The organism is Endozoicomonas sp. (genome assembly GCF_051008435.1).
Lineage (GTDB): Bacteria > Pseudomonadota > Gammaproteobacteria > Pseudomonadales > Endozoicomonadaceae > Endozoicomonas_A.
Genome location: NZ_JBPCXO010000245.1, coordinates 18,764 through 45,575 on the forward strand (window position 1 = coordinate 18,764; position 26,812 = coordinate 45,575).

Consider the following 26,812-nt stretch of genomic DNA (forward strand, 5'->3'; position numbering starts at 1 on the left):
GGATCTGCTATAAGACAGGAGCTGTCTACAAGGATAAAAACAACACTTCGCAGTGTTTGCAGAGGTCCAGGTCACCCCGATAAACTAATTAACATATTACTTTTCAGGCCATCTTAATGCAAACCATTATCATTTAGATATGTACTTATTCGAGACTGTATATCTGGCATAAATCAAATCACGTTTGCCTGGCCAATACCGTGATTCAGACCCTTGTCGTTTTTGGAAAAGCCGAAAGCATCGCTTCCTGATGAAGTATGAAAGGAGGGTGGAGACAGGCAATGAATACTGCCTTTTCAGACAGTATTCATCAAAGCAGGGTAATCAGATTTCCCACTTCACGCTGACAGAGAAGTTTCTACCAGACTGGGTGTAGCGATTAAGGCCTTGATAGGTACTGGAAAGGCCGCGCACATCATCCCACTGCCAGTATTTTTTATCGGCAATATTGAAAATGCCGGCGGTCAGTGTCACATCTTTAATCGGTTTATAGTAGGAGGTCAGGTCTACGATGCCATAGCCGGGGGCCGCGAACTGATCACCATTGGGTTCTGTTTCATTGGAAGACGTATCATTCTGGGAGATATCGCCCTTATCCTTATCTGCAACCAGCGTCCACATAAGCTCTCCTCCCCATTTTTCAGAAGGAGCATCGTAGCCAATACCAATGACAGCAGTTAACGGGGCAACACTATTTAGTGGTGAATCTTCTTGCAAAACACCATTACTGTCAGGCATTGTTCCGCGCCCCTGACTCCAAGCGACTGCTGTCCTTAAACTCGTACCAACAGGGGCTCCAATTACTTCGTCGAGCCAGAGACTTCCTTTGAACTCAACTCCTTTTATCGTAGCTTCATCCAGGTTCTGATATTGGTGCACACCGGCAGCCGGATACATAGGGTCAGACTTGACGTAAACCAGCTCAATAAAATTATCGTATTGATTGTAGAAAGCTGTCAGCTCAGCACTTCCCACATTGCCATTAACCCTTAACCCAACTTCAATGGACTGACTTTCCTCTGGTTTTAAATCTGGATTTGGCAGGACTTTAACGATACCTCTCAAATCTTCTTCAAAATACATGGCAAACATGTCAGGTGTGCCAAAGCCCTGACTGTACTGAGCAAAGCCTGAAAAAACCTCTGTGAACTTATAAACAGCACCTATCTTGGCAGACCAGCTTTCGTACGATTGATCTTGATACTCTTTTGTAAAGTAGGCATCTGTTTCTGGCATACTGGAAAAGCTGTCATAGCGGATACCTGGTGTAACTGTCAGACGATCACCCATCAACGTGATCTCATCTTGAAAATAGATACCGATTGATTCCACGGTTGCCTTGGGCGCATAACGATCTATTTCAACAGGCTCATCTTTAGGATTCTGAACATAAATCGTTTTGTTTAGATTATCCTGTTTTTTTCTCTCCAGTTCCAAACCATAACTAAAGAGGTGGCTGGTTGATTTAAAATCCAGCCCTTTGGTCATATTCAGATCAAACTGCCAGCTGGTTTCCTTATAGACGTAATCCTTGTTTCGCCCCTGGGTGTCCCACTTTGGAGAGATAGTATTGACCTGCATTTCATCATGGGTGACCTGATTCGTCTCAGTCTCCTGCCAGTTCAGGGTCCACTTGAACGTATCGAAAGCCGGTACAAAAGCTTCCCATTCATGAAACACACTCAGGCGTTGACGCTCGGTTGAGTCCTCTGCTTCAAACTTACTATAGGGAGATGGGTTGCCTTTAGGCTGTGTTCCCACCAGCGATTTCAGATCAGTATCGGAATTCTGCTTTCGCCATTCTGCTGTCAACCCGACACGGTGTGCATCATTCAGCTGATACTGCAGTTTACCCAGCACATTGTTCACGCCAATGTCTTTAGGATCAGCTTCTCCTCTGGCATCACCATTAACATCTGCGCCACCATGGGTTTGTGTTTCCTTGGCATCACGGCGGGTATAAATCAGAAGGCTTTCCAGATCACCGCTGCGGTTAGCAAACGTCGCAGTTTCAGTGAAAGCACTGTCTGCTGAAGAGTATCCGCCTTTCAGAGAGCCGTATGAATCATCGCCTTCCGGCTTAAGAAAGTCCGCAGGATCTTTCGTGATAAAAGCCACCACGCCCCCTATCGCATCACTGCCATGAATGGTGGATGCCGGACCTTTTACCACTTCAACCGCCTTGATGGATTCCAGATCAATGTAATTACGCTGGGAACGCAGGAACATTTTGGTGGAATCGAAAGATTTGGCTTGATCCACTCCGTCTACAGTGATTTTGACCCTATTGGCGTTCATTCCACGAATATTGAAGCTCCCTGCTCCTGTTCGACCATCGTCGGATACATTGACTCCTGGCTCATAGCGCACAAGATCGTCAATATCGTTGACCATTCTTTTCTCGATGTCATCCACCGTAGTGACATCGACACTGCTGGCGACAGAATCCAGTGTTTGCTCAGTTCGGGTAGCCGAAACAGTGACCTGATCCAGCAATGTTGCTTGTGTAGAAGAAACCTCTTCAGCCTTTGCTGTGGCAGCTATTACAGCCATGACTGCCAGGACCAAATGTGTTTTTTGAATTGTGGGGAGGCTCATTGTTCTGCCTGTACTGCTTGGGACCCGGACACAGTGTGTGTTGCCATCGGCATCGTGTGACCAGAGTCAATGACCAACTACGGCAAACCAGGCTGAATATTGAGGGGAGACAGCCGGGTTCACCCTGGAACTTGATTAGAATGTTAGTTTCTACAACATCCTAATTACAAATCATTATCGTTTAGAAATGTACGTACTTCCGGTTGAATCTGCACAGTGGAGCACCGGTTATTTCGTCCGTCTGAACTCTGCTACAACAGGCAGATGGTCTGATAAAGCCTCAGTTCGACCATGAACGACTCTGGCCTTGATCAGTTCAAGTCCGGAAGAATGGAACAGGTAATCCAGTGTTCTATCCAGGCCAAGACCCGGCTGGGTAGCTTGAGTGAACCACTGTTGTTTGTCTGCACCCGTTGCCTGTTCCGGTGTCGGAATAACTGCGTACTTTGAAGTCAGCACAGATAACTCTGAATCTTTCTGATACCAGAATTTTTCGGAGTCATCGAGGTGTTGATACTGCCCTTGCGGAATCAGGTTGAAATCACCTCCGGTGATCCAAAGTGACTTTACTCCCAGCTGATCTAATCGTTCATCCAGTTGCTTCACCTGCCTTTGCATGATGTCCAGCCCCTGGGCAAATGCATCCAGATGCGTATTAATGACCGTCAAAGAATCCATGCCCAGATTGATTCTGGTTTCCAGCAAGGCTCTGTTACAAGTCAGAGGTAGCATGGACTGATTCGGTATAGACGGAAGGTCATGCCTGATGGCACTCTCAATAGTAAACCGGGAGAATGTCAGCAGGTGCAGTCCACCTGGCTCTTTGCGGATATTTGCTCTGGCATGTCCGTTCAGATAGGTATAGGCAGTGTGAGTGCTGCAATGAAACCGGCCAGGCAAAGCGTCTTTGAACCATTGAATCTGGTTCATCCTGACTCGGGGATCTACGTCTACTTCCTGAAGCAGCAGGATATCAGGATTTTCGTCTTCAATCAGGTCTGCAACCTGTTCAAATACAGAAAGTTGTTTTTCCAGAGACAGTGCTTCCCTCGTTTCAGGGGGATTCCAGAGCTCATAAATACCCCCAGCCAGAAACTGGACATTCCAGGTCATCACTTTGATGGATTGACCCACTTGCAGCTTTTCCGGTGTTCCGGTGCATTGAACAGAAGGCTTGGCAAAAACGAATCCGGCCCCAAGCCCCAATTTCAGGAGAACAGCGCTCCACATCAACCACGACTGAAAAAAAGATGTCTTCGAAACTGAAGGCATAATGCCTCCCTGACCGGGTGAACGTCAGATCAGCCGAAGCCTGGCAGAGCTGTCTATGCCCGGCCAGGCCCCGTTACCAATCACGGGCACCAAGTATAGATACTCAGAGTCCCGGCTACTTTTGTTCTTTCAGTTTCTGCTTAACCAGATGATTGACACCCAACTTCAAGGCTGGCTGAACCACTTGCTGCTGGACAAACGCATCGTATCGCTCCTGATATTTGTTCATCCAGCATTTCGCGGGTATAGAGCCGCCCATGAGCCACAACGGCTTCAATGGTATTCAGTACCAAAAGGTTTTCCCTGGGATTCTCTCGATAGATCACAAAATTGGCTCCCGCACCGGTTTCAAAACGCACAGGCTGTCCAAGAGAGCGGGCTGGTAAAGTAGTGGCCGATACCAGCGCCTGCTCAGGCCCCAGACCCGACTCGGAAAGCAGCTCGATTTCTCTGATTAACGAAGCACCGGGAATCACTCCAGGCGCCATAGTGTCCGTCCCGGCATGAATGGGTACACCCGCTTCATACAGTTCTTTCACGGTCGCCTGCATCTCTTTCAATACTGTTTCAAAGGCTATCATCTGGGCATCATTCATGAAGCGTGCTGCAGTCATGCCTTCTTCTGAATCCCAAAGCGTATCCCGATAGTAATGAGGCAGCAGTTCGTTGGCTTTGTCCGCCAATAGGGTTTCTTGATTCTTGCTGGCCAGCACTCGCTCAATAGTGACCAGTGTTGGCGTGACAGCACCGCCTTGTTCCACCAGCGCTTTTACAAAGGTTGCTCTGCGTTTTTCGTCCATTTTCAGCCACTGCATGCGTCCTTCAATGTAGTTATCCGGGTTGTTTGCAGCAGGGGGAAAGCCCCGTAAATGTTGAGCATCGTCCAGCCTTGCCTCAGCGGCATTCATGCCATGGGGCACATGACCTACCAGCTGCATTTTATATTTGTGAGCAGCCACGCGGAGTGAGTCCAGCACATCAGGCTTCACATGGTCGTATACCTTAATGCATTGGTTACCTTGCTCGAACAGCTTTTTAACAACCTGATCAGCATCTTCAGGCTTTTTAACAATCAGAGAGGAGTCCCAGACTGGATCAGGGCCATCAATCATACGACCACAACTTACTATATCCGGACCTGCTATTTCTCCCTCTGAGATCAGGGTACGCATTTTCGGAGGATTGGCCCGGTTTCATGTCCCCCATGGTTCGGATTGTGGTAACGCCATGATAAAGATGCAAAAAGGCAAACAGTTCATTTTGATCCGGCAACGGCAGGTGATTCCAGTGGGCATGCATATCGATCAAGCCGGGCATCACAAACATTCCGGCGTAGGGGTCATTTTTATCGGTTTCAGCCTTTTCGATTCTGGAAATGGTTTGGCCTTTCACCTCAAGACTGATCGGAGCCGTTTCCGGTTCTCCGGGAATCACCAGCTCGACATGACTGAGCTTTAACCCGAGTTCGGGAGAAATCAGAGGAGCCGGTAACTGAATCTGTATGGTTACAACAGCGGCAGCCAGCGCAAGTAACAACGCCATAGTGAACGAGAGTATTTTTTGCCGTGATTCTGATTGCCTTCAGCATATTCGCAAGTCCTTGCTTTCGAACATTGGTAGAAATCTCATTTGACACAATACGATATTTAACACGAACGCATTAACTCGGTACACTTTGCTTACACTAAGCGCACCATGGAATGCAGACGTGCAAAAAAAACGACAATTGCTGGCTTTTATGATTTCCGTCGGGTTAGCCACTTCAGCATCTGCTGATGAAGGACGCTGGTATATTAATCCTGCCATTGGTCTTCAGAACTTTGATTCTGAACGAAATCTGGATGATGCCACCACACTGACTCTGGGCGGTGAATATCGCTATAACGACCGTTGGGCCACTGAACTGAGGTTCCTGGACAGCCAGGCGGACGGAAAAACCGGGGACACGGACGTTAACCAGTATTACCTCGACGCCCTCTATTACTTCAAACCCATGACAGCCAAATGGCAACCTTTTGCCATTCTGGGTGTGGGTCATGCAGAGCTTGACGGCAAGCTTAATGACTCTCAGGAAACCCAGGCTAATGCGAGTATTGGTATACGTTATGCCTTAAACGAAAGTTGGTCACTGCGCGGAGATGTTCGAGGTATCTATGGAACCGATGACAATACCTGGGACAGCCTGATAAACGTAGGTATCAGCTATGCCTTTGGAAGCCGTTCAGCACCTGCTCCAGCTCCAGCTCCAGCGCCTGTTGAAGCAGACACGGATCAGGACGGCGTTCCAGACCGTCGTGACAACTGCCCAGATACACCAGCCGGTGCACCGGTTGATGCCAAAGGCTGCGCACTGGATAGCGATGAAGACGGTGTTCCGGATTATAAAGATCAATGCCCAAGCACCCCTAAAGGCGCTAAAGTCGACGACAATGGTTGCAAGCTGGCACTGGTCAAAGACATCAGCATGAAGCTCAGTGTCAACTTTGCTGCCAACTCTGCCGAAGTGACCGGCAACATTGATAACGTTGATGAAGTAGTTCAGTTCCTGAAAGCCTACCCTGAAGTACCCGTAGAGATTTCAGGTCACACCGACGACACCGGCTCTGCTGAATACAACAAAAATCTGTCACAGCGTCGTGCAGATTCCGTGCGCAATATTCTCATCGATGACTATGGCATAGAAGGCGACCGTGTCACAGCCATCGGTTATGGCGAAGACCGGCCTGTTGCCAGCAACAAAACCGTTGAAGGACGTGCTACCAACCGCAGGGTTGAAGCCTCTCTGAAACATAAGATCAAGCAATAATTCCTCCAGGGAGCACCTCTCTGGTTCTCCCTCCTCTTTTCCAACCCATACCCATCTACTCCTCTCGGCACTATTGGTCGTTAGGGGGCGTTGAGATGCCGGAATTTTTATTATTCTTCTTATCAAATCATTTAATCTAAATGATAACGATTTGTATTTATATTAATTTTTAAATATCATCCCGTTCCAATAGCGCCCAGTGTTCGGAAACAATGATGTAAGCACTGGCCAGGACGTGTCACCCATAAAGCACACGATCTGAATACCAATAAAACTAATAAAACGCACGCAGGATAACAATGACGTTTACCAGAAGCAGACTGGCTATTGCTGTAATGACGATATCTTCCGGGTTCGTCTATGCAGAAAACCAACCCAAGACCGACACCACGCTTCTCAACCAGGTGACGGTCACTGCAGCTCGAGCTGAAAAAGAGGTCAGTGATATTGCCCAGACCATTCAGGTCGTTGACCAGTACCAGGTTCAACAGGATCAACCCGACTCCGTTGCCCAAGCGTTAAAATCCCTGCCCAACGTCACAGTCAACGGTGGACCCAGAGCCAACTCCCAAAATGTTAATATTCGTGGTCTGAGTGGTAATCGTGTCCTGCAGGTTGTTGATGGAGCCCGTCAGAACTTTAATAACGGCCACCGTGGCACCTATTTCATGGACCCTGAATTGCTCAAGTCCATCGAAGTCGTAAAAGGTCCCGCCGGTACTCTCTGGGGTTCAGGTACTATCGGTGGTGTTGTTGTCCAAAATACCAAAACAGCAGAAGACCTGCTTGAACCCGGTCAGACTTTCGGTGGTTATGTTGCTCAGGGCTACCACAGCAATAATCATAACTCCCTGACCAGTGGCTCTCTTTACGGCATTGCAGACAACTTTGACTGGTTGCTTAATGGGTATTACAACGACAGCAATAACTATAAAACAGGCAACAGTGACGAGGGCAAAGGCGACGATATTGAAAACTCTGGTACTCGTGACCAGGGCGCTATGGCCAAACTGGGCTGGCAACTGAACGACGATAGCCGTTTGGAATTTAAAGCCCAGCATGCCCAAACCAATGCCAGCGTCCCTAGCAATCCGGCTACTTCTGTTGGCTCAAGCTCGCCGCTGATCAACCAGGAATCATCCAACACCAATCTAACAGCCAGTTATCTGTTTAACCCACAAAGCCCTCTCGTTCACGGACAGGTTCAGGTCTTTTACAACGACACCCAGTTTGACGAATACCGGGTTGAGAAAAAGCAAAGAGACGATACTGAGTACAATACGATCGGCGCTGCTCTCACCAATTTATCCCAGTTGAGCCATTTTGATCTGACCTACGGTCTGGATGTCTACAGAAACACGATTAAAACGAAACGGGACGACGCCGGCAATGTGGGCAATCGCCCTGAAGGCTTGGACGGTGAATCCACGACCATGGGTGCTTTTGTCCAAGCTGATATCCCACTGGCTGAAACATGGACATTGCAAACCGGCGTGCGCTATGACCGCTTTGAATCTGAAGACAATCGTTCATCATCAGATGTAATGGATAAAAAGCAGAGTGACAGTGCCGCATCTCCCTCTGTTGCCGTTATCTGGGAAACCAATGACTGGCTGACTCTGACCGCCAGCTATAACGAAGCTTTTCGCGCTCCTGGTATGGAAGAAATGTTCTCAACGGGCACTCACTTTCATGTGGCTACCCCTCGCTTCAGCTTCAGCAATGTCTTTGTGCCCAATCCGGACTTAAAGCCCGAGGAAGCCAAAAACAAAGAAATTTCAGCCCGGATGAACTTTTCCAATCTGCTGGGTAATGATGAACTCGCTCTGACAGCCAATATTTTCCAGAACGATATTGATAACTTCATCCAGCAAACCGTCGGCATGACCACAACCACCTGGAACAATGTGGACGAAGCCCGCCTGAAAGGCTTTGAAATCATTGGTGACTATCGATATGAGAACGTCGAGCTGGGACTCTCCTATGGTCAGACACGAGGCAAAGACAAAAAATCTGGAGACTATCTGGAAAACGTTCCAGCGGATAAAGTGGTGGCCAATATTGCGTACCTGGTTTTCCAGGGAGATCTCAAATTTGGTTCGCGTTACACCCACGTCAAGGCTCAGGATAAAGTCAGCGACAGCTACACCGGACCAGAAAACTCAGGCAGTTATGACCTGATCGACCTTTACATGAGTTATGAGCCTGCCACCGGGGCCTTGAAAGGGATCAAGACAGACCTCACGGTGAATAACCTGACCAACGAGTACTACCGGGTAGCCTGGGAGCAGCTCTACGAATCGGGTCGCAATATCAAACTGAATGTTCGCTATCAATTCTAAACCGCTATTAAGCGACAGAAATAGTCTTTCATCTCAACAGGGGTGAAAGACTATTCACCGCAATCTGAGTGCGACGAATGATCAAAAGTCTCTAATGCAATCAGTTACAAACTCAGCCAATCCCGCTACTCCTTTACGGGCATAAGTCAAAAGAACGGTTTGCCGAACAGATCATTTTTTGACTTAACTCAAAAAACCAAATGATAATGATTTGTATTTAGCTTGTGTTTTACATATTATCTAACCCCGTCAACACAAGCGCTTCGGGGTTTCAAAATATCGCGCTTGTGTGAATGACTTTATTCAGACCCATCAAGCAGTACATATAGGCCAACAATGATGTTTACCAGAAGTAGACTGGCAATTGCTGTAATGGCAGTGTCTTCCGGTGTTGTATACGCAGATAATGCACCACAAGCTGACACAACTCTCCTTAATCAGGTGACAGTTACTGCCACCCGATCCGAAAAAAATATCAATGATGTTGCCCAGACCATCGAAGTCGTAGATCAATATCAGATCCAGCAGGATCAGCCGGAATCTGTAGCTCAAGCAGTCAAGTCTCTTCCAAACGTTTCCGTCAGTGGTGGGCCTCGCTCCAACTCTCAGAGCATCAACATTCGTGGCCTGGAAGGCACCCGGGTTCTTCAGATCGTTGATGGCGCTCGTCAGAACTTCAACAACGGTCATCGTGGCACTTACTTCACTGATCCTGAACTGCTGAAATCCATCGAAGTTGTGAAAGGCCCATCCAGTAACCTGTGGGGCTCAGGCGCAATTGGCGGTGTTGTTGTACAGAACACAAAAACGGCTGGAGAACTGCTGGAACCTGGAGAAACCTTTGGCGGTTACATATCCCAGGGGTTCCAGAGTAATAATAATGAATCTCGGACCAGTGCCTCACTCTATGGTGTGACTGATAACTTCGATTGGTTGCTCAACGGCTATTACAACGATGGTGGTAACTATGAAACGGGTACCAGCGGCAAAGGCAATGGTGACGAAGTAGAAAACTCCGGCTCCCGAGAACAGGGCGGCATGGCCAAACTGGGCTGGCAACTGAATGACGACAGTCGTCTTGAGTTCAAAGCTCAACAGGCTCAAACCAACGCCAAAGTTCCGAGCAACCCATCAACGGCAGTTGATACCGACTCCCCTCTGATTATTCAGGAATCTACCAACACTAACTTGTCTGCTGCTTATCTTTTTAATCCAGACAGTGCTCTGGTCGATAGCAAGTTCCAGCTGTTCTACAACGACACTGAATTCGATGAATATCGCATTGAAGACAAACAAACAGACAATACTCGTTATAAAACGCTGGGCGCAGCTTTTACTAACGAATCCAAGCTGAATTATTTTGACCTGACCTATGGTCTGGATGCTTACAAGAATACTATTGAGACCAAACGGGACGACACCGGTAACGAAGGTAACCGTCCCGAAAACCTGGATGGAGAGTCCACAACCGTAGGCGCTTTTGTACAGGCCGATGTGCCACTGGCTGAAGCTTGGACTCTTCAGACAGGTGTTCGCTATGACCGTTTTGAAGCCAAGGACAACCGCCCTGACTCAGACATTGAAGAGAAAAAGCAAAACGACGATGCTGTATCACCTTCTGTTGCCCTGATCTGGGATACCACAGACTGGCTGACCCTGACTGCGAGCTACAACGAAGCTTTCCGTGCCCCCAGCATGGAAGAAATGTTCTCGACAGGCACTCACTTTGCTGCAGGCCCCTTCATCAACCGGTTTGTTCCCAACCCAGACCTGAAACCGGAAGAAGCCAAGAACAAGGAATTTTCGGCCCGGATGAATTTCGTTGATATTCTGGGCGATGACGAACTCACCGTTACTGCCAATGTCTTCCAGAACGATGTAGATAACTTCATCAATCAGATCGTTTCAGGTACCACCACTACTTGGGAAAATGTTGATGAAGCTCGACTGAAGGGCTTTGAACTGGCCGGTCAGTACCGCTATCAGAATATGCAGTTTGGCCTGTCCTATGGCCAAACTCGTGGTGAAGACAAGAAGGCTGGTGAGTATCTGGATAATATCCCAGCCGACAAAGTCGTTGCAGACGTTACCTACCTAATGTTGCAGGGTGATCTGAAAATAGGTTCTCGCTACACCCATGTTCGAGCTCAGGATGACATCCGTGATGATTACGACTTTGACAACATTGATTCCTACGGCAGCTATGACCTAGTTGACCTTTACGTCAGCTATGAACCGGCTAGTGGTGCTCTCAAAGGTATTAAGACCGACCTGACTGTTAACAATCTGACAGATGAGTACTACGTCAGCGCCTGGGAAAAACTTTACGAACCAGGTCGCAATGTGAAGCTTAACGTTCGCTACATGTTCTAAACAGCCTTGAGCTGGTAGAGAACCTTGAGCTGGTAGAGAACCTTGAGCTAATAGATCCACCTGTAAATGCCGGACACCTGTCCGGCATTTATAGACATGGACGTATGGTATCTCAATAACGCTGGAGCAATTACAGAAATTCCTCCCACATATCCTTCAAAAGAACAAATCGTCAGATATCTTAAAATCAGTCTTTCTTATTCGACCCCGTTTGCCTGATAATCCGCGCACCGATTAAGAAGTATAAAGTCGTTTATCATGTTAATTTTACTGGCACTCTATCTGACCATGTTGTCGATAGTTGCTTATGGCTCCATGAAAGGTGCACGAAGAGAAGAGTTTTTCAGTGGCGGAAGAAGGACTGGCTCCTGGGTTCTACTGCTCACCCTGTTCGCGACCAATATGACATCCATCAGTTTGATTGGTGTACCCAGCCAGGCTTTTGATTCTGGCTTTATGGTGTTTATCTCCATGGGCCTTTCCACAGCCTTCATTGTCCCTTTATTGTTCAGCACCATGGGGCGAAGGGTCTGCGAGCAATCCAAAAAGCACGGATTCCTGACCCAGGGTGACCTGGTTCATCTCAAAACCGGCTCAAAATCCAGTGGAGCCATGATTTCTTCGATCTCCATTTTGTTTCTGATCCCTTACATCATTATTGGTCTGAAGGGCGGAGGCGATGTCCTGTCTCTGATTTTCTCCTCGTATCAATTGGCCATTCCGGAATACCTGAGCACCGGAATGATTGCACTGATGGTCTTTGGTTATGTTTTTTTTGGCGGAATGAATGCCACCTCAAAAATCAATTCGATCCAGGCGGTTATTTTTATGGCGGGCGCCGTCTATATAGCTACCTATCTGTTTTCAAAATGGGGTGGTTTTTCTAATAGTCTGCAATTACTGCAATCACAGAAAGCTGAGTTTTTCAGTCCTTCTGATTACCTGGCCAATCCGGGTAACACGATCTCTCTGACCTTTCTCGCTCTCTCTGTTGGAGCCTTCCCTCATATTTTCAGTCACTGGTGTACGGCAAAAAGCCCTGATCGCTTCAATCGCAGCATTCGGTTGTATCCTGCCTGCATTATCATTCTGTGGTTAAGCAGCTCTTTTATAGGCATGTTGTCCAATCTGGAGTTTTCTCAAAAACCTGACGACCCGGTAATCATTGCCCTGATCGGCAGCCTGAATAACGAGTTTGTGGCCGGTGCCATTGCGGTGAGTGTTCTGGCGGCTATTATGTCATCACTGGATTCCCAGCTGCTCAGCGCCAGTATGATCTTCCAGAAAAGTCGCAAAAGCATCGACAAAATGCCGTTGGCTATCATGATCTTGCTTTGCTACGCATTAGCTATCTGTACAACCGGTGGTATTTTCCAGATGGGTGTCTGGTCATTAACCGGTTTTGCGGCAATGACTCCTTTATTGATGGTCTGTATACGTCAGACTTCTGTTAACAAGATTCTCTTTAACGCCAGTCTGGCTGTGATTGTCGTTCTTTGGCTGGGTTTCTTTATGCATGCACTGGTAAAGGGCTTTGCAGACTACTCCATTCTAAACACCGGCATTGCACCGGTGGTTCCTTTGGTACTGGTATCGAGCCTGTGCAGCCTTCTGCTGGTCATGATCCAGAGACGAAGCACTCCAAAAAAAGCGGCTTTTGTCCAGTAATGAACGAAGTCCGCCCGACCACCTTCAAAGTCTTCGGACTTTCTAAAAAAGCAGAGTCAGAGGGAGCCTGGCTCTGAAGCCTGTTCCGGTGGAAACACCGGACTGCCTGGATAGATATCACAATCTCAACCAGTCAGAGCCTGCCAGTCATCAGCAATACTTCGGATTCTGTCTATGCAAAGTGATGATGTCCTGATACCCCAATCATTCACATCTGATGAATAATAGCGCTGTAAAAAAACAGCAAGAACAATCCGGTTTGGAAGGCCAGGCGTCTGATCAAGGCTCCTCAAGTCAGGAAACATAAACCTTCTGACCCCATTCTATGACTGAAATTTCAATCTTTTCAGCCAGTTGGGCTTTATTGTTCAACATCAAATAAATGCGAATTATTATCATTTAGTTTATTGAATACGACTTAAAGTTGCAGTACTCTTCACCAGCTAATGCACAAGTACTTTTTTATTGAAAACATTATCTCTGACTGTTTCATAAGGAATGAGGTAATGCAGAATATTTTCTTACGCTATGGGCATTCATTATGTCTCGAACGCTGATACTCACATTGATTATTTCCATTGCCGCCCATGTCGCAGTGGCGGTATACAATGGTCAGCAAGAAGATCAGCAACATAAGCTTGCCATGGGTAGCATCAAGGCCCCCATCAGCATGACTTTCTCCTCGGTACAACAGACGGCGCCTCAGCCTGAGCCAGAACCGGTCAGGGAAACACCCAAGCCCGTTAAGAAAAAACCAAAGCCGGTGGAGAAACCCAAAAAAAATGTCGTCAAGATAGCTGAGCCCGAACCCAGACCTGAAGTCAAAAAAGAGCCTTCAGCTGAAATAAAGCCAGAACCAAAGCCGGTGGTTAAGAAAGAGCCTGAACCCCAGCAGCCCCAGAAAGAGCCTCCAGCAGAAACTCAGGTAGTCAAAACTGCCACTGAAGAAACAAAAGTAGAAGGTGTCAGTAATGAGCCTGTTTTTGTCTCTCAGCCAGCCATTCGTAAGTCCATTCAGCCCAATTACCCTCGCATTGCTCAACGAAGAAATCAGCAGGGTATTGTCATGCTGGAAGTGGTCGTGGATACCGAAGGCAATGCCATGAACATAAAAGTACTGGAATCATCCGGCTTCACCATTCTGGATAAGTCCGCCATAGCCGCTGTTGAAGATTGGGAGTTCGAGCCCCAGAAGCGCAATAACCAACTGGTAGCCTCCCGGGTCCATATCCCCGTGGCATTCCAACTAAATTAACCGCTTGTGGCTAACACCCACCGTGAGCGATAGAAGATTTTCAAGATTATTAGCAGGTATTAATTGATGTTATTGGAACAGATATCTTCCTTAGGACTTATGGGCTGGCCCCTGGCCATTGTTTCCTGCATCAGCCTGGCTCTGATTCTGGAAAGACTGGTTACTTTTATCCTGCTGCCCAGCCTTAACAAAAAAAGCATGCAGACCCTGCTCAATGAAGTTCGTGGTTGCTCTCACTGCAATAACAGCCAAAACAAGCTCTGCAAGAATCTTGTCGCTGGCAAAGGGGTTCGCAAGGGTGTCGCTATTTTGCTGAGCCACAATGACTGTGAAAAAGAAATGCGTGAAGAAGTAGCCGGTTTATGGCTTCTTAAGCAGAAAAATGCCCTGCAAGCCTGGCTAAAACCGCTGATGCTGATCGGCATTCTGGCCCCGATGCTGGGCCTTCTGGGCACCGTACTGGGTCTGATTGGCATGTTCCAGGGTATTTCTGAAGTTCAGGGTCCGGTCACACCAGACGTTCTGGCCGGTGGTCTCTGGGAAGCCATGTTCACCACGGCTTTTGGCCTGATGGTCGCTATTCCTTCTCTGGCGGCAGCTCACAGCTTTGGCATCTGGGCTAACCACTATGTCTCCAAGCTGGAGTTTGCCTTGAATCATGCCAACTTGCTGCTGGAAGGTCTGAGAATGAACGACGATGGCATTGCTCTCACCCAGGAGACCGGTGCCTGCCCCGAGGCGGTACCAGCATGATTCGTATCTCCGACAACGAAGAAACCAGCGCGTCTTTTACTGCTGCGGATCTGACCCCTCTGTTGGACGTCGTTTTCATCGTTATGGTTTTCCTGCTGTTCACGGCCAATGTGCAAACTTTAAGCCTGCCAGTGAACCTGCCTGAAGCCAGTCGCGAGGAAGCCACTCTGACCCAGGAACCTAAAACCCTGACGGTCAGCATTCTGGCCAAGGGTCAGCCCTGGGCGCTGGAAGAGAAAAAATACGACACTTTCGAGACATTCAGTCAGGACCTGCTGACCAGCGTCAAGGAAGCTCCTGACACCACCGTATTGGTGGCAGGTGACCAGGCAGCCCCCCTGGGCAATCTGGTTGAATTGATGATTTTTTTAAGTGAGCACGAAATCACTGCTGCACAAGTCCTTATGGAGGAGAAAAGTCCATGAACAAAGCTCTTGGAAAGAAACTTCTGGCACCTCTGGCGATGGCTGTCTTAATGCCACTATTAATGCCACTATTAATGCCACTATCAGCAATGGCAACAGTGATCAATGCTCCTCAGGAAAGCAGTGTTGCTGAAGAAAAACGCATTATCTCTGCAGGCAACGGTATCACTGAAATTATTTACGCACTGGGCGCTGGTGAACAACTAGTTGCTGTGGATCTGACCAGCAACTACCCTCCCCAGGTCAATAAACTGCCCAAGCTGGGTTACCACAAACAGCTTTCTGCAGAAGGTATCCTCGCCCTGAAACCAGACATGTTGATTGGTACAGACGATATGGGACCCAAATCAACCATCACCCAATTGGAGATGGCGGGTCTGGAAGTTGAGTCTTACGGCACCAGTAATTCTGCTGAGAATATCCACAAGCGTATAAGCTCAATGGCGACTCTGTTGGGCAAAGAAGAGCAAGGAAAAGCACTCTGGCAGTCCATAAGCAGCGATCTGAAAGCCGCTGAAGAACTGGCAGAGGGCAAGAAAAAGCCCAAAGTTTTGTTTCTGTTAGCAATGGAAGGAAGGACACCTTCAGTCTCTGGTTCAGGTACTGAAGCCAACGCACTGATCAAACTGGCCGGTGGTTTCAACCCGGCTGAAGAACAGTTCAGCAGCTACAAGCCTCTTTCTAACGAGTCTTTACTGATCATGGCTCCGGACATCATCATCTATTCTGATCGCGGTCGGGGTCTGACCATGGAGCAACTACTGGACAGCCAGCCAGTCCTGAAGCAGACTCCGGCAGGAAAGAATGCCCGTGTCATTACTGTGGACGGCCGTCTGCTGTTGGGTGGACTGGGTCCAAGAACAGGTGAAACGGCCCTCAACCTGGCCAAGGCCTTCTATCCAGAATCCTGATCACCGCCACTGAGAACAACTTTCTGAGAAAAAGAATGAACCGTAGTCGTAAATCGGCGCTGTTACTGACCGTGCTGGCGGTGGCCCTGCCAGCCGTAATTGTGCTGTCCATTGGTACTGGACCTGTTGCCATATCGCCCATGGATATTGTCTCTATCTTTCTTGATCGACTGGGCATCACCAGCAGCTCGGTTACTGATCAAACCCGCCTGATTGTCGAGTCTATTCGCCTGCCAAGAACGCTTATGGGCGTAATGATTGGTAGCTCACTGGCCGTGGCCGGTGCCTCAATGCAGGGACTTTTTAGAAACCCTCTGGCAGACCCCAGTATCATCGGTGTTTCTAGCGGTGCGGCTCTGGGAGCGGGTATCGCGATTGTTCTGGGCGGTGTTCTATTTTCGGGCGTATCCAATACTCTCTTACTGGACTACAGCGTCTCACTGTTTGCCTTCGCCGGCGGTGTCTTAACGACCTGGATCGTCTATAAGATGGGCACAACCAATAACGGCACTTCGGTAGCCACGATGTTATTGGCAGGTGTCGCTATATCGGCTCTCGCCGGTGCCGGCATGGGCATTCTCAACTATATAGCGGATGATGCTACCCTCAGAAATCTGACCTTCTGGCAAATGGGCAGCATTGGTGGAGCCAACTGGAACTCGGTTCTGCTCTGCTTTACTTTGCTGGGCCCTGTCATCTTCATGCTCTGTCGTTACGGACAGGTTCTCAACGCCATGTTACTGGGTGAATCAGAAGCCAGACATCTGGGAATTGATGTCCAGAAAACCAAACTAAAACTGATCCTGGTCACGGCCATGGCAGTGGGTGTCTCTGTCTCGGTAGCCGGTATTATCGGCTTTGTTGGCCTGGTGGTGCCTCACCTTATTCGCATCATGGTTGGCCCGGACCACAGAACGCTGTTACCTGCCTCAGCCATGCTGGGCGGTATTCTGTTGTTGGCGGCTGATATGGTTGCCAGAACTGCTGTTGCTCCTGCAGAACTGCCGATCGGTATTGTCACTGCTCTGATGGGTGCCCCGTTCTTCATGTCTTTGCTGTGGCAACAACGCAAGAGGATTGCCTGATGACTTTTTATGACAAGAAGCGGAAGGCTCCTTATGAAGAGAAGCAGAAGGCTCCGGAAAAAAACCGGCTCGAAGTGCGAGGCGCTAGCGTTCGTATAGGTGAAAAAATACTGCTCAATGATGTCAGTATTTCAGTCGCTCCCGGTGAAGTAGTGACCGTACTGGGCCCGAATGGTGCCGGTAAAAGTACACTGATGAAAGTCATCAGTGGTGAGCAAAAGCCTTCTTCAGGCAACGTTGTATTGAATAACAGAACGGATTGGGGGCTGGAACAACAGGCTTTGATGCTTGGAGTATTACCTCAATCTTCCTCTTTGAGCTTTCCATTCACAGTTGAAGAAGTCGTCATTCTGGGACGTATTCCCTGTGCGACAGATCGGGCAGAAAATCTTGCGATTGTTGAAGCAGCCCTGGGTGAAGTTGACGGCCTGCATTTGAAAGATCGTCAGTACACAACCCTGTCAGGTGGTGAACGACAAAGGGTTCATATGGCACGGGTGCTCGCCCAGATTTGGGATGAACCGGATTTTGGTAAACGCTATCTGTTGCTGGACGAGCCTACCTCGGCACTTGACCCTGCTCATCAGCAACTGACTCTGAAAATGGCCCGAAAGCAGGCTGAAAAAGGGGTAGGTGTTCTGGTGATATTGCATGACCTGAACCTGGCAGCCCGCTACTCAGACCGTTTGGTCATTTTACAGGAGGGAGGCATTGCCGCTCAAGGAACACCTCATGAAGTGCTTACGACTGAAACGGTAAAAGCCGTATTCAATGTCGATGTCACCATCTCTGAGCATCCTGCCCATCACTGTCCTTTGGTTATCAACAACTAAGAAAGCAGTTCATAGCCTGCCAGACAAACTGTCCGGCAGGCTTGATAGATCAGCGAACCATATGCAGGAAGTGCATGTGTTTCTCGTACTGATCGATGATATCGCCGATCACCTGATCTTTTGACCAACCCATGATGTCATAATCCTGACCCCCTTCTCTCAGGAACACTTCAGCCCGGTAATATTTACTGTCCTCTTCGTCATCAATGACAAAGCTGGGCTGAGAGTAGGATCGTGGAATCACTTTATAGACAAAGTCTTGCTCTTCACCATGAAAAGCGGTCAGAGACGCAACAAACTTGGTCTTGTCAAAAGCGACTTCAGTCTCCACACCTTGCTCTTCCAATTCTCGAGACAAGGATTTCAGCGCTGGAAGCACATTGCTTCTCATGAACACCCGAACACTTTTCCGCTCTGGAAAATGGGTAATATTCTGCAGGCGATCCTGCCAGGGAATACCGGTATGCCCTCCACTGGGAGCCAGAGTCGTCTGGGACAGACTCTCTCTTTTCGCTGCGTCTATAGCCAGGGCTTTTAACAGTCCATAGCCAGACACCATTAACACCACAGCGAATGGCAAAGCCGTTGCAATTGTTGCCGTTTGAAGCGCCTTAAGTCCTCCGGCAAGCATCAGTACCAGAGCAACCAAACCGATCAGAGTAGACCAGAATACTCGCTGCCAGACGGGTGTTTTCCCCTCCCCCTTGGAAGCCAGCATATCAATAACCATGGCGCTGGAATCGGAAGAAGTCACAAAGAAAACCACCACCATGATGATCGCTATTCCAGACAGGAAGTCTGTAGCAGGGAAGTATTCAAGAAACTTGAAGAGTGCCAGAGAGACATCGTCCTGAACAATTTCCGCCAGATCTGTCGCACCATGATTCATAATCAGATCGATGGAAGTGTTTCCGAATACTGTCATCCAGATAAAGGTCAGACCTGCAGGTACAAACAGTACGCCACTGATAAATTCGCGAATGGTTCTGCCCCTGGAAATACGAGCAATAAACATTCCGACAAAAGGTGACCATGACAACCACCAGGCCCAGTAGAACAGTGTCCAGCCGCCTAACCAGTCGGTGGGATCATAGGCATACAGGTTGAACGTTTTATCCACAATGTCAGAGAGATAACCACCGATATTTTGCACCAGTAACTGAAGCAGCAAAATGGTTGGCCCAAGAATAATGACCATGGCCATCAGCAACAGCGCCAGCAGCAGATTGATCTCAGATAAACGACGAATGCCCTTATCAAGCCCAGAGGCTACTGACAATGTAGCCAGTCCGGTGATCACTATAATCAGAACAACTTGAACATTGGTACTGACCTCAATATCAAACAGATAATTCAAGCCTGAGTTGACCTGGAGTACACCGTATCCCAGTGCTGTAGCCACACCAAAAGTTGTGCCCAGAATGGCAAAGATATCAATGACGTGGCCAATCACTCCGTGAATACGATCACCGACAACGGGATAAAGGGCAGACCGCAAAGTGAGGGGCAGATTATGGCGATAACCAAAGAATGCCAGGATCAAAGCCACAATGGCGTAGATAGCCCAGGCATGAAACCCCCAGTGAAAGAAGGTGATTCTCATGGCTTCGCGGGCAGACTCAATGGATGCCGGATCTCCCACAGGCGGTGAGAGAAAGTGCATGACAGGTTCTGCCACGCCAAAAAACATCAGACCTATGCCCATACCTGCTGAAAACAGCATGGCAAACCAGGAACCAAAGCTGAAATCCGGCTCTGAATGGTCTGGGCCTAACTTGATATCACCGTAACGAGACAAGCCAACGACAACAACACCAATGAGGATAATCGCTACAGAAGCCACATAAAACCAGCTGGCATTGGTCATTATGCCACTCTGCAGGGCTGTGGAATAACGCTCTGCCTGTTCAGGAAACAGGGCCGTGCAGGCCACTACCAGCAAAATGATGCTGGCTGCGCCTATAAAGACAGGCAAATTAAGACTATGACGAGATTCTGAAGGGTCAGACATAGAGATGGGAAGCTCCTGGAGTCAGGGTACAACGTTTGACTGAAGGCTTTGAGGTAGTAACAACAATAGACAATTTCAGACGAGATAGCCGAAAAATATTATATGTCTAATGTTTAGTGGTCAAACCATGTTTGTTTTTTTGATCAATTTATGGCAAATAAGCGGATCAAATATCTAATGACATCAAGAGATCAATATGTCCGAATCCTGTTACTGGAACGATGTTCTTGTTTCACTGCGGCAAATCATCCGGGCTACAGACCTTCATTCAAAGCGAATGATCAAAGTATGCGGATTGACCATCCCTCAGGTCATGGTACTCAGGGCAATAGCAACCCTGGGCGACGTTACTGTCAAAAGAATTTCTCAGAACGTGTCGCTAAGCCAGGCTACCGTTACGACCATTCTTAACCGTCTGGAAGATCGGGAGTATATCGAGAGAGTCCGGAGTACCAAAGACAAACGCATTGTTAACGCTCGCCTGACGACGGCAGGACGCAGTGTACTGGCAACCACTCCCCCCTTACTCCATGAAAAATTCATCGAGCGTTTTGAGTCTCTGGAAGACTGGGAAAAAACACAGCTACTCTCTGCCCTGCAACGGGTAGCCACCATGATGGACGCAGAAAGCATTGATGCTGCACCTGTTCTCGATGTTGGAACACTGGCTTCTTGAAAGCCAGTTAGTTTGAACTCTTATCATTAGAGCTGTAACCTATATGCCCGATATTTATAATAAAACCTGTTTATAGGCAAAAAGTGTCGTTTTCAATCAAGTTACCCGTATGTGGATTAACTGCGGTAGAACAGCTTGTAAAGCCTTAAATGCATAGACCTATCCATCTTAATAGGCCAATGCAGACAAAGATGTTTCATCTCACCAATGATGAAAGCCTTAAAAAATAAGAATTAAAGGTATAACTCAATGCAAAAAGCCGCGAAGACTCTGGGTGCAGCCCTTCTTATTTCGCTATCCAGCACAACGGTTTCTGCTTCCTCCTGCGGAGATATTTCCATTGCCGACATGAACTGGAGCTCAGCCTCCCTGATGGCTCATGTTGACCAGTTCATTCTCACCCATGGTTATGGCTGCGATGCCGAGCTGGTACCAGGCGATACCATGCCTACCAGTACCTCTATGGCAGAAAAGGGTGAGCCGGATATCGCTCCTGAATTGTGGAGCAATGGCGTCAAGGAAGTTCTGGAAAAAGGCGTATCAGAAAAACGTCTGCGCCTGGCCGGGATCGCTCTCTCAGACGGTGGAGAAGAAGGCTTCTGGGTTCCCAAGTACTTGGTGGATCAAGACCCATCCCTGTCCACCATTGATGGCATCGTAAAAAAGGCAAAACAATTCAAACACCCGGAAAATTCTGACCTGGGTGCTTTTTACGGCTGCCCGGCGGGCTGGAACTGCCAGATTACCGCCAGCAACCTGTTTCGTGCAATGGATCTGGAAAACAAAGGTTTTGAATTGATCGATCCCGGTTCAGGTGCCGGTCTGTCAGGCTCACTGGCAAAAGCCTACGAACGCAAAGAGGCCTGGTTCGGCTATTATTGGGCACCTACCGCTATTCTTGGCAAATACGAAATGGTCAAAGTCGACTTTGGTAGCGGGATAGATAAAAAAGAATTTACAAGTTGCACCAGCCAGGCGGACTGCGAATCTCCAACCGTCACCATGTATCCACCCTCAGCCGTTCATTCGGTTACCACTGAGTCTTTTGCCTCTCAATCGCCTGAAGCATTCGAGTATATTGGCAAACGCGCCTACACAAATGCCGACATGAATAAACTGCTGGCATGGATGGAAGACAACCAGGCCGATGGTGAGATTGCGATGGAACATTTTATGAAGAATTACCCACAAATCTGGCAGTCCTGGGTGTCAGAGCCTGTCGCCAAGAAAGTTAAGAAAGCCCTGTCCAGTCTCTAATGGAGTTCTCCATGGCTGTAACTAGCACGATGCCTGTAACAGCCATGGGCAACAATAAAACTACCTGGCCATTGACTGGTTTGAACTATTGGAATCAGGTCTGTAATCTATTTGCGCCGAACGATGTTATAAGCTGTAGGCAAGTGCTGAAAATGCACCTATTTGACCCCACAAAAGCACCTCATCGTCTCCACCAGCAAAGATTACAACGTCTAATTTCTAATCATCCAGGTATCACCACAATGCAAAAAGCCATCCGGACTCTGGGGGCCACTATTCTTCTGTCTGTTTCCAGCACTGCTGTTCTTGCCAATACTTGCGGCAAGCTCTCCATTGCAGATATGAACTGGGATTCAGCCACTCTGCTGGCCCATGTTGACCAGTTCATCCTTAACAATGGTTTTGGCTGTGATGCAGAACTCGTGCCTGGAGATTCCATGCCCACCAGCACCTCCATGACCGAGAAAGGTGAGCCGGATATTGCCCCTGAACTCTGGACTATCTTCATTCAGGACGCTCTGGATAAAGGCGTAGAGGAAAAACGCCTGCGAATTGCCGGAGCATCTCTTTCTGAGGGTGGAGAAGAAGGTTTTTGGGTCCCTAAATATATGGTCGACAAAGACCCTTCTCTGGCGACCATTCAGGGCATCATCAAGAATGCGTCCTTGTTCAAACACCCAGAAGAATCGGGTATGTCTGGATTTTATGGCTGCCCTGCAGGCTGGACTTGCCAGATCACTGTAGACAACCTGTTCCGAGCCCTGAAGCTGGAAGACAAAGGATTTGAATTGATTGACCCAGGCTCAGGTGCAGCCCTTTCCGCATCACTGGCCAGAGCTTACGAGCGCAAGGAACCCTGGTTTGGTTATTACTGGGCACCCACACCGGTGCTTGGAAAATACGAGATGGTGAAGGTCGACTTCGGCAGTGGCGTGCATTTTGACGAATACAAGAATTGCACGACTAAGGTTGACTGCAAGGCTCCCAAAGTCACCATGTATCCACCCCTGCCAGTTCATTCTGTCACCACTGAGTCTTTTGCCAGTAAAGCCCCTGAGGCTTATCAATACATACAACAAAGATCATTCACCAATGCAGACATGAACAAGCTGCTGGCCTGGATGGAAGACAATCAAGCGGACGGAGAAATGGCGATGGAACACTTTCTGAAAAATTATCCACAGGCATGGCAGGCCTGGGTTTCAGAAGCCACCGCTAAAAAAGTTAATAAAGCTCTGTCACGCCTTTAAGGAAAACAAACTATGGCTGAAAAATCCTGGTTGACTGAATTTCCAGAAATGGATCGCAGCGACCTTATTTCGATCAGAAAAACGCTGGACGGTGCCTACCGGGAATTTTCGCGCGCTTATGGAGACTCAATAGAGGCTTTCTTTGATCCTCTACTGAGCTTCCTATCCGGATTTGAACAGTTACTGCTGAATTCGCCCTGGTGGCTGGTACTGGCTGTGATTACCGGTCTGGCCTTTGCTGCCAGTCGTTCATGGAAACTGTCCGGAGCCATCGCTCTTTCTCTGCTTGCCATTGGTTACTTTGGCATGTGGGAAGATACCATGCGGACTCTCAGCATGATCACCGTTTGTACGGTACTGGCCATCATGCTGGGCATCCCCATCGGCATACTGATGGCCCGCTCTGACAGGGTACAGAAGATTTTCACCCCCATACTCGATGTCATGCAGACCATGCCAGCCTTCGTCTATCTGATTCCGGTGGTGATGTTGCTGGGTATTGGCAAAATTCCGGGACTGATTGCCGTCATCATCTATGCTATTCCACCCGTCATTCGCCTGACCAATCTGGGTATACGACTGGTGGACAAAGAAGTATTGGAAGCCTCCACTGCTTTTGGTGCCAGCCCTATGCAGCGTCTGGTAGGCGTTCAGCTGCCACTGGCCATGCCAAACATCATGGCTGGTATCAACCAGACCATAATGATGGCTCTGGCCATGGTCGTCATCGCTTCCATGATCGGTGTTAAAGGACTGGGGCAGCCTGTTCTGAAATCCATCACCAACCAATACTTCACTCTTGGCCTCTTGAATGGTCTGGCCATTGTGGCCCTGGCCATCATGTTTGACCGAGTTTCCCAAGCCTGGGCAAAACGAAGCCAACAATATCGTGAGGGTTCCCATGTCTGAGCTGATCTCGGTACGCAACCTCTATAAGATCTTTGGCAAATCGCCCGAGAAAGCTGTAGAACGGGTCAAGGCAGGCCAGAGCAAAGATGAACTGATGAATCAGTTCAGTCACAGTCTGGGCTTGAAAGACATCAATCTGACCATTGATCGAGGGGAAATCTTCGTCATCATGGGCTTGTCAGGCTCAGGGAAATCCACCCTGATTCGACATTTCAACCGGCTGATTGATCCCACTGAAGGGGAGATCATTGTCGACGGTGTGGATGTGATGAAGCTCAGTAAAAAGGAGCTCGAACAATTCAGACGTCACAAAATGTCTATGGTGTTCCAACGCTTTGGGTTACTGCCTCATCGCACCGTTCTGGACAACGTCAGCTACGGTCTGAAAGTTCAGGGCATTAAAAAAGATGAGCGTCTTCAAAAAGCCAGACAGTGGCTGGAAACAGTAGGCCTGAAAGGTTACGAAGAACAGTTCCCTTCTCAGCTCTCCGGAGGTCAGCAACAACGGGTTGGTTTAGCCAGAGCCCTGTGCACCGATGCAGAAATCCTGCTCATGGATGAAGCGTTTTCTGCCCTTGACCCATTGATCCGCAGTGAAATGCAGGATCAACTGATTGAGCTACAGGAAAAACTCAAGAAAACCATCGTCTTTATTACCCACGACCTGGATGAGGCGCTGCGTCTCGGGGATCGCATTGCCATTCTGAAAGATGGTGAGTTGGTCCAGCTGGGCAAACCGGAAGAAATTCTGCTCAACCCCGCTACAGAATATGTTGAAGCCTTTGTTAAAGACGTAAATCGTGCGAGAGCGCTTACTGTAGAAACCGTCATGCAACCCCCTGTCTGCCGGATCAGCGCCAGCACCATTGGAGGTGCGCTGGAGCAGATGAAAAAGCTACCGGAAAGATACGGCTATTATGTCTCCGATGAGGGGTATCAGGGGGTTGTTCTTCAGGATACTCTGGAGGAAGCGGCTCAAACCAATGCCGGTGACACACTGGGAGAAGAGATGGTGGAAGAACTGGAAGCCGTTTCACCCGATGCCATTCTGGAAAGTGTGATTCCCGACACCCTGGAAACAGAGTATCCACTGCCCGTGGTCGATGAAGAAGGAGAGTTACAGGGTGAACTGTCGCGCTCCAGCCTCATAGAAGTACTGGGAGAAACGTCCAGTCAGGCCGCCTGATACCACACTCTATTCTCAAAACCTCAGCTATTGGCAGCCAACCCGGCTACCAATAGCTGCTTTGTGAAAACTTCCCAAACTGTACTGTTTTTTAGTAACCTCCCCCAGCGCTCGATACTATAAAAAGAAGTCACAGGGACAGGTATGTATTTAACCAAGCTGATCAGATTCTCCTTACTGATATTGTCTACTCTTGCCTTGAGTGGTTGCTATCTTATTGGTGAGAAAGTTGAAGTGCCACCGGCACATGTTGGCAAGATTCTCACTAAAAACGGCTATAAAAGCACTAATGTCAGTCCATCCAAGTTTCGACTGGATGCCTGTATTGCTTACTGCGACAGAATGATTTTACTGGAAGTATCCGACCAGGGACTGGCTGAGCGATTCAAGCTATTTATGCCGAAAGATCAGCTGAACATGGAGTTTGAAGTTCGAATGACGGTCTCTGTGGATAACCGAATGATCGACAAAATTTTTGATCGCATTCCTCCCAATAATGACAGGATTCCATTTAACAAAATCTATCTGACTTATGCTCAGCCTATTATCCGTGATGTCGTTCGACAGATCGTGGCTGAATATCAAATCAACGAAGTAGCCTCCAGCCGTGAAAAAATCAGTGGTGAACTTTTCGATGGTGTTTCAAAAGCTTTGGAAGGCACACCTTTGATGGTCAAGCGATTTGGATTGGCCGATGTTCAGTTCCCCGAGGTTATTACCCGGGCAAAAGAAGCGGCAGCAGAAAGAAGAGAGCAAATCTCCAGAGAACAGGCTCAGTTCGAAATCCAGAAAATTCAGCTGGAAAGGCAGTTGGAAGAAGCCAAGATGTTAAGAGCTATCGAGAAGGAGAAAGCTCAAGCCACCAGAGAGGTCAATGATATTCTGGCCAAATCAGTAGACGACAAGTTCCTTGCTTATCGCGGGCTGGAAGTTCTGGATAAGATGGCCAGTTCTGACAATAAAGTATTTATTCCCGTTGAAGCACTGGGCACGTTAGGCCTTCAGCAAGCGATATTTGAAAAAGAAGTCAGAAAAACAGGTCAATGATCCGCTCATCAAAGCTTCAATCTTCAGGGACTTGACATCCTCCCCGCCCTAAAGGACGGGGATTCCTACAGCTAGACGGTCATGCCCGACCGCAAGAATGTTTCTTGCTGCGTTTACGTCACGCAGATGTTCAGCTCCGCACTCTGAACAGACCC

The 26,812-nt window shown here is 48.3% G+C and carries 22 protein-coding genes; 16 read left to right on the forward strand and 6 right to left on the reverse strand.

The window, feature by feature from the left end; all coding sequences use genetic code 11:
• Nucleotides 1–324: 324 nt before the first annotated feature.
• The 4 genes from ACR2PX_RS12620 to ACR2PX_RS12635 all read right to left on the reverse strand — a co-directional run bounded on the left by ACR2PX_RS12620 (nucleotide 325) and on the right by ACR2PX_RS12635 (nucleotide 5,412).
• Nucleotides 325–2,553: a TonB-dependent hemoglobin/transferrin/lactoferrin family receptor gene (locus tag ACR2PX_RS12620; protein ID WP_433999713.1), complete on the reverse strand. Its 2,229-nt coding sequence runs from the start codon at nucleotides 2,551–2,553 to the stop codon at nucleotides 325–327.
• Nucleotides 2,554–2,826: 273 nt separating this feature from the next.
• Nucleotides 2,827–3,870 carry an endonuclease/exonuclease/phosphatase family protein gene (locus ACR2PX_RS12625; RefSeq protein ID WP_433999714.1) on the reverse strand — a complete coding sequence of 348 codons (1,044 nt, stop codon included), beginning with the start codon at nucleotides 3,868–3,870 and terminating at the stop codon, nucleotides 2,827–2,829.
• 140 nt (nucleotides 3,871–4,010) lie between these two features.
• A complete protein-coding gene (locus tag ACR2PX_RS12630) occupies nucleotides 4,011–5,042 on the reverse strand; it encodes an amidohydrolase family protein (protein ID WP_433999715.1) in 1,032 nt (343 codons plus the stop codon).
• Complete coding sequence (locus tag ACR2PX_RS12635) at nucleotides 4,975–5,412, reverse strand: hypothetical protein (RefSeq protein WP_433999716.1); 438 nt, start codon at nucleotides 5,410–5,412, stop codon at nucleotides 4,975–4,977. Before ACR2PX_RS12635 ends, ACR2PX_RS12630 begins: the two co-directional genes overlap by 68 nt.
• Before the next feature lie 166 nt (nucleotides 5,413–5,578).
• On the opposite strand from ACR2PX_RS12635, the gene ACR2PX_RS12640 reads away from it, so the two are divergent.
• The 10 genes from ACR2PX_RS12640 to ACR2PX_RS12685 all read left to right on the forward strand — a co-directional run bounded on the left by ACR2PX_RS12640 (nucleotide 5,579) and on the right by ACR2PX_RS12685 (nucleotide 18,321).
• On the forward strand, nucleotides 5,579–6,676 hold the full coding sequence (locus ACR2PX_RS12640; RefSeq protein ID WP_433999717.1) for an outer membrane beta-barrel protein: 1,098 nt from the start codon (nucleotides 5,579–5,581) through the stop codon (nucleotides 6,674–6,676).
• Between the two features lie 299 nt (nucleotides 6,677–6,975).
• Entirely contained in the window at nucleotides 6,976–9,018 is a 2,043-nt protein-coding gene (locus ACR2PX_RS12645; protein ID WP_433999718.1) for a TonB-dependent hemoglobin/transferrin/lactoferrin family receptor, read from the forward strand.
• A 372-nt stretch (nucleotides 9,019–9,390) separates the two neighbouring features.
• Nucleotides 9,391–11,391, forward strand: a complete 2,001-nt coding sequence (locus ACR2PX_RS12650) for a TonB-dependent hemoglobin/transferrin/lactoferrin family receptor (protein WP_433999719.1) — start codon at nucleotides 9,391–9,393, stop codon at nucleotides 11,389–11,391.
• A gap of 258 nt (nucleotides 11,392–11,649) precedes the next feature.
• A complete protein-coding gene (locus ACR2PX_RS12655) occupies nucleotides 11,650–13,059 on the forward strand; it encodes a sodium:solute symporter family protein (protein ID WP_433999720.1) in 1,410 nt (469 codons plus the stop codon).
• Nucleotides 13,060–13,600: 541 nt separating this feature from the next.
• Complete coding sequence (locus tag ACR2PX_RS12660; RefSeq protein ID WP_433999721.1) at nucleotides 13,601–14,314, forward strand: TonB family protein; 714 nt, start codon at nucleotides 13,601–13,603, stop codon at nucleotides 14,312–14,314.
• Nucleotides 14,315–14,380: 66 nt separating this feature from the next.
• Nucleotides 14,381–15,067 carry a MotA/TolQ/ExbB proton channel family protein gene (locus ACR2PX_RS12665; RefSeq protein ID WP_433999722.1) on the forward strand — a complete coding sequence of 229 codons (687 nt, stop codon included), beginning with the start codon at nucleotides 14,381–14,383 and terminating at the stop codon, nucleotides 15,065–15,067.
• Nucleotides 15,064–15,492, forward strand: coding sequence for an ExbD/TolR family protein (locus ACR2PX_RS12670; protein ID WP_433999723.1), 429 nt, complete (start codon nucleotides 15,064–15,066; stop codon nucleotides 15,490–15,492). The genes ACR2PX_RS12665 and ACR2PX_RS12670 overlap by 4 nt, the downstream gene beginning before the upstream one ends.
• Nucleotides 15,489–16,403, forward strand: coding sequence for a heme/hemin ABC transporter substrate-binding protein (locus ACR2PX_RS12675; RefSeq protein WP_433999724.1), 915 nt, complete (start codon nucleotides 15,489–15,491; stop codon nucleotides 16,401–16,403). The genes ACR2PX_RS12670 and ACR2PX_RS12675 overlap by 4 nt, the downstream gene beginning before the upstream one ends.
• A gap of 35 nt (nucleotides 16,404–16,438) precedes the next feature.
• The gene (locus ACR2PX_RS12680) at nucleotides 16,439–17,488 is read left to right on the forward strand and encodes a FecCD family ABC transporter permease (protein WP_433999725.1); all 1,050 of its coding nucleotides are present in this window, start codon (nucleotides 16,439–16,441) and stop codon (nucleotides 17,486–17,488) included.
• Complete coding sequence (locus ACR2PX_RS12685; RefSeq protein ID WP_433999726.1) at nucleotides 17,488–18,321, forward strand: heme ABC transporter ATP-binding protein; 834 nt, start codon at nucleotides 17,488–17,490, stop codon at nucleotides 18,319–18,321. Before ACR2PX_RS12680 ends, ACR2PX_RS12685 begins: the two co-directional genes overlap by 1 nt.
• A 49-nt stretch (nucleotides 18,322–18,370) precedes the next feature.
• Here the strand turns inward: ACR2PX_RS12685 and ACR2PX_RS12690 are convergent, their stop codons facing one another.
• Complete coding sequence (locus tag ACR2PX_RS12690) at nucleotides 18,371–20,332, reverse strand: BCCT family transporter (RefSeq protein ID WP_433999727.1); 1,962 nt, start codon at nucleotides 20,330–20,332, stop codon at nucleotides 18,371–18,373.
• A 196-nt stretch (nucleotides 20,333–20,528) separates the two neighbouring features.
• Here ACR2PX_RS12690 and ACR2PX_RS12695 point away from each other — a divergent pair, with 196 nt between their 5' ends.
• From ACR2PX_RS12695 to ACR2PX_RS12720, 6 genes are all read left to right on the forward strand, one after another.
• Complete coding sequence (locus tag ACR2PX_RS12695; RefSeq protein WP_433999728.1) at nucleotides 20,529–21,008, forward strand: MarR family winged helix-turn-helix transcriptional regulator; 480 nt, start codon at nucleotides 20,529–20,531, stop codon at nucleotides 21,006–21,008.
• Nucleotides 21,009–21,257: 249 nt separating this feature from the next.
• Nucleotides 21,258–22,265, forward strand: coding sequence for an ABC transporter substrate-binding protein (locus tag ACR2PX_RS12700; RefSeq protein WP_433999729.1), 1,008 nt, complete (start codon nucleotides 21,258–21,260; stop codon nucleotides 22,263–22,265).
• A gap of 242 nt (nucleotides 22,266–22,507) precedes the next feature.
• Nucleotides 22,508–23,515, forward strand: a complete 1,008-nt coding sequence (locus ACR2PX_RS12705; RefSeq protein ID WP_433999733.1) for an ABC transporter substrate-binding protein — start codon at nucleotides 22,508–22,510, stop codon at nucleotides 23,513–23,515.
• A gap of 12 nt (nucleotides 23,516–23,527) precedes the next feature.
• Nucleotides 23,528–24,424, forward strand: a complete 897-nt coding sequence (locus ACR2PX_RS12710) for an ABC transporter permease (RefSeq protein WP_433999730.1) — start codon at nucleotides 23,528–23,530, stop codon at nucleotides 24,422–24,424.
• Nucleotides 24,417–25,610: a quaternary amine ABC transporter ATP-binding protein gene (locus ACR2PX_RS12715; RefSeq protein ID WP_433999731.1), complete on the forward strand. Its 1,194-nt coding sequence runs from the start codon at nucleotides 24,417–24,419 to the stop codon at nucleotides 25,608–25,610. Before ACR2PX_RS12710 ends, ACR2PX_RS12715 begins: the two co-directional genes overlap by 8 nt.
• A 144-nt stretch (nucleotides 25,611–25,754) precedes the next feature.
• A complete protein-coding gene (locus ACR2PX_RS12720) occupies nucleotides 25,755–26,657 on the forward strand; it encodes an SPFH domain-containing protein (protein WP_433999732.1) in 903 nt (300 codons plus the stop codon).
• Between the two features lie 48 nt (nucleotides 26,658–26,705).
• Here ACR2PX_RS12720 and ACR2PX_RS12725 read toward each other — a convergent pair.
• On the reverse strand, nucleotides 26,706–26,812 hold a 107-nt coding region (locus ACR2PX_RS12725; protein WP_433999696.1), incomplete at its 5' end, for a zinc ribbon domain-containing protein.

What these genes read in the sequence shown, in the direction of transcription:
- ACR2PX_RS12680 (WP_433999725.1), top strand. Translation starts at nt 16,439, where the DNA reads ATGAACCGTAGTCGTAAATCGGCGCTGTTACTGACCGTGCTGGCGGTG.
- ACR2PX_RS12655 (WP_433999720.1), top strand. Translation starts at nt 11,650, where the DNA reads ATGTTAATTTTACTGGCACTCTATCTGACCATGTTGTCGATAGTTGCT.
- ACR2PX_RS12660 (WP_433999721.1), top strand. Translation starts at nt 13,601, where the DNA reads ATGTCTCGAACGCTGATACTCACATTGATTATTTCCATTGCCGCCCAT.
- ACR2PX_RS12635 (WP_433999716.1), bottom strand. Translation starts at nt 5,412, where the DNA reads ATGGCGTTGTTACTTGCGCTGGCTGCCGCTGTTGTAACCATACAGATT.
- ACR2PX_RS12690 (WP_433999727.1), bottom strand. Translation starts at nt 20,332, where the DNA reads ATGTCTGACCCTTCAGAATCTCGTCATAGTCTTAATTTGCCTGTCTTT.
- ACR2PX_RS12685 (WP_433999726.1), top strand. Translation starts at nt 17,488, where the DNA reads ATGACTTTTTATGACAAGAAGCGGAAGGCTCCTTATGAAGAGAAGCAG.
- ACR2PX_RS12695 (WP_433999728.1), top strand. Translation starts at nt 20,529, where the DNA reads ATGTCCGAATCCTGTTACTGGAACGATGTTCTTGTTTCACTGCGGCAA.
- ACR2PX_RS12700 (WP_433999729.1), top strand. Translation starts at nt 21,258, where the DNA reads ATGCAAAAAGCCGCGAAGACTCTGGGTGCAGCCCTTCTTATTTCGCTA.
- ACR2PX_RS12630 (WP_433999715.1), bottom strand. Translation starts at nt 5,042, where the DNA reads ATGCGTACCCTGATCTCAGAGGGAGAAATAGCAGGTCCGGATATAGTA.
- ACR2PX_RS12720 (WP_433999732.1), top strand. Translation starts at nt 25,755, where the DNA reads ATGTATTTAACCAAGCTGATCAGATTCTCCTTACTGATATTGTCTACT.
- ACR2PX_RS12645 (WP_433999718.1), top strand. Translation starts at nt 6,976, where the DNA reads ATGACGTTTACCAGAAGCAGACTGGCTATTGCTGTAATGACGATATCT.
- ACR2PX_RS12670 (WP_433999723.1), top strand. Translation starts at nt 15,064, where the DNA reads ATGATTCGTATCTCCGACAACGAAGAAACCAGCGCGTCTTTTACTGCT.
- ACR2PX_RS12620 (WP_433999713.1), bottom strand. Translation starts at nt 2,553, where the DNA reads ATGGCTGTAATAGCTGCCACAGCAAAGGCTGAAGAGGTTTCTTCTACA.
- ACR2PX_RS12675 (WP_433999724.1), top strand. Translation starts at nt 15,489, where the DNA reads ATGAACAAAGCTCTTGGAAAGAAACTTCTGGCACCTCTGGCGATGGCT.
- ACR2PX_RS12665 (WP_433999722.1), top strand. Translation starts at nt 14,381, where the DNA reads ATGTTATTGGAACAGATATCTTCCTTAGGACTTATGGGCTGGCCCCTG.
- ACR2PX_RS12710 (WP_433999730.1), top strand. Translation starts at nt 23,528, where the DNA reads ATGGCTGAAAAATCCTGGTTGACTGAATTTCCAGAAATGGATCGCAGC.
- ACR2PX_RS12650 (WP_433999719.1), top strand. Translation starts at nt 9,391, where the DNA reads ATGGCAGTGTCTTCCGGTGTTGTATACGCAGATAATGCACCACAAGCT.
- ACR2PX_RS12625 (WP_433999714.1), bottom strand. Translation starts at nt 3,870, where the DNA reads ATGCCTTCAGTTTCGAAGACATCTTTTTTTCAGTCGTGGTTGATGTGG.
- ACR2PX_RS12715 (WP_433999731.1), top strand. Translation starts at nt 24,417, where the DNA reads ATGTCTGAGCTGATCTCGGTACGCAACCTCTATAAGATCTTTGGCAAA.
- ACR2PX_RS12705 (WP_433999733.1), top strand. Translation starts at nt 22,508, where the DNA reads ATGCAAAAAGCCATCCGGACTCTGGGGGCCACTATTCTTCTGTCTGTT.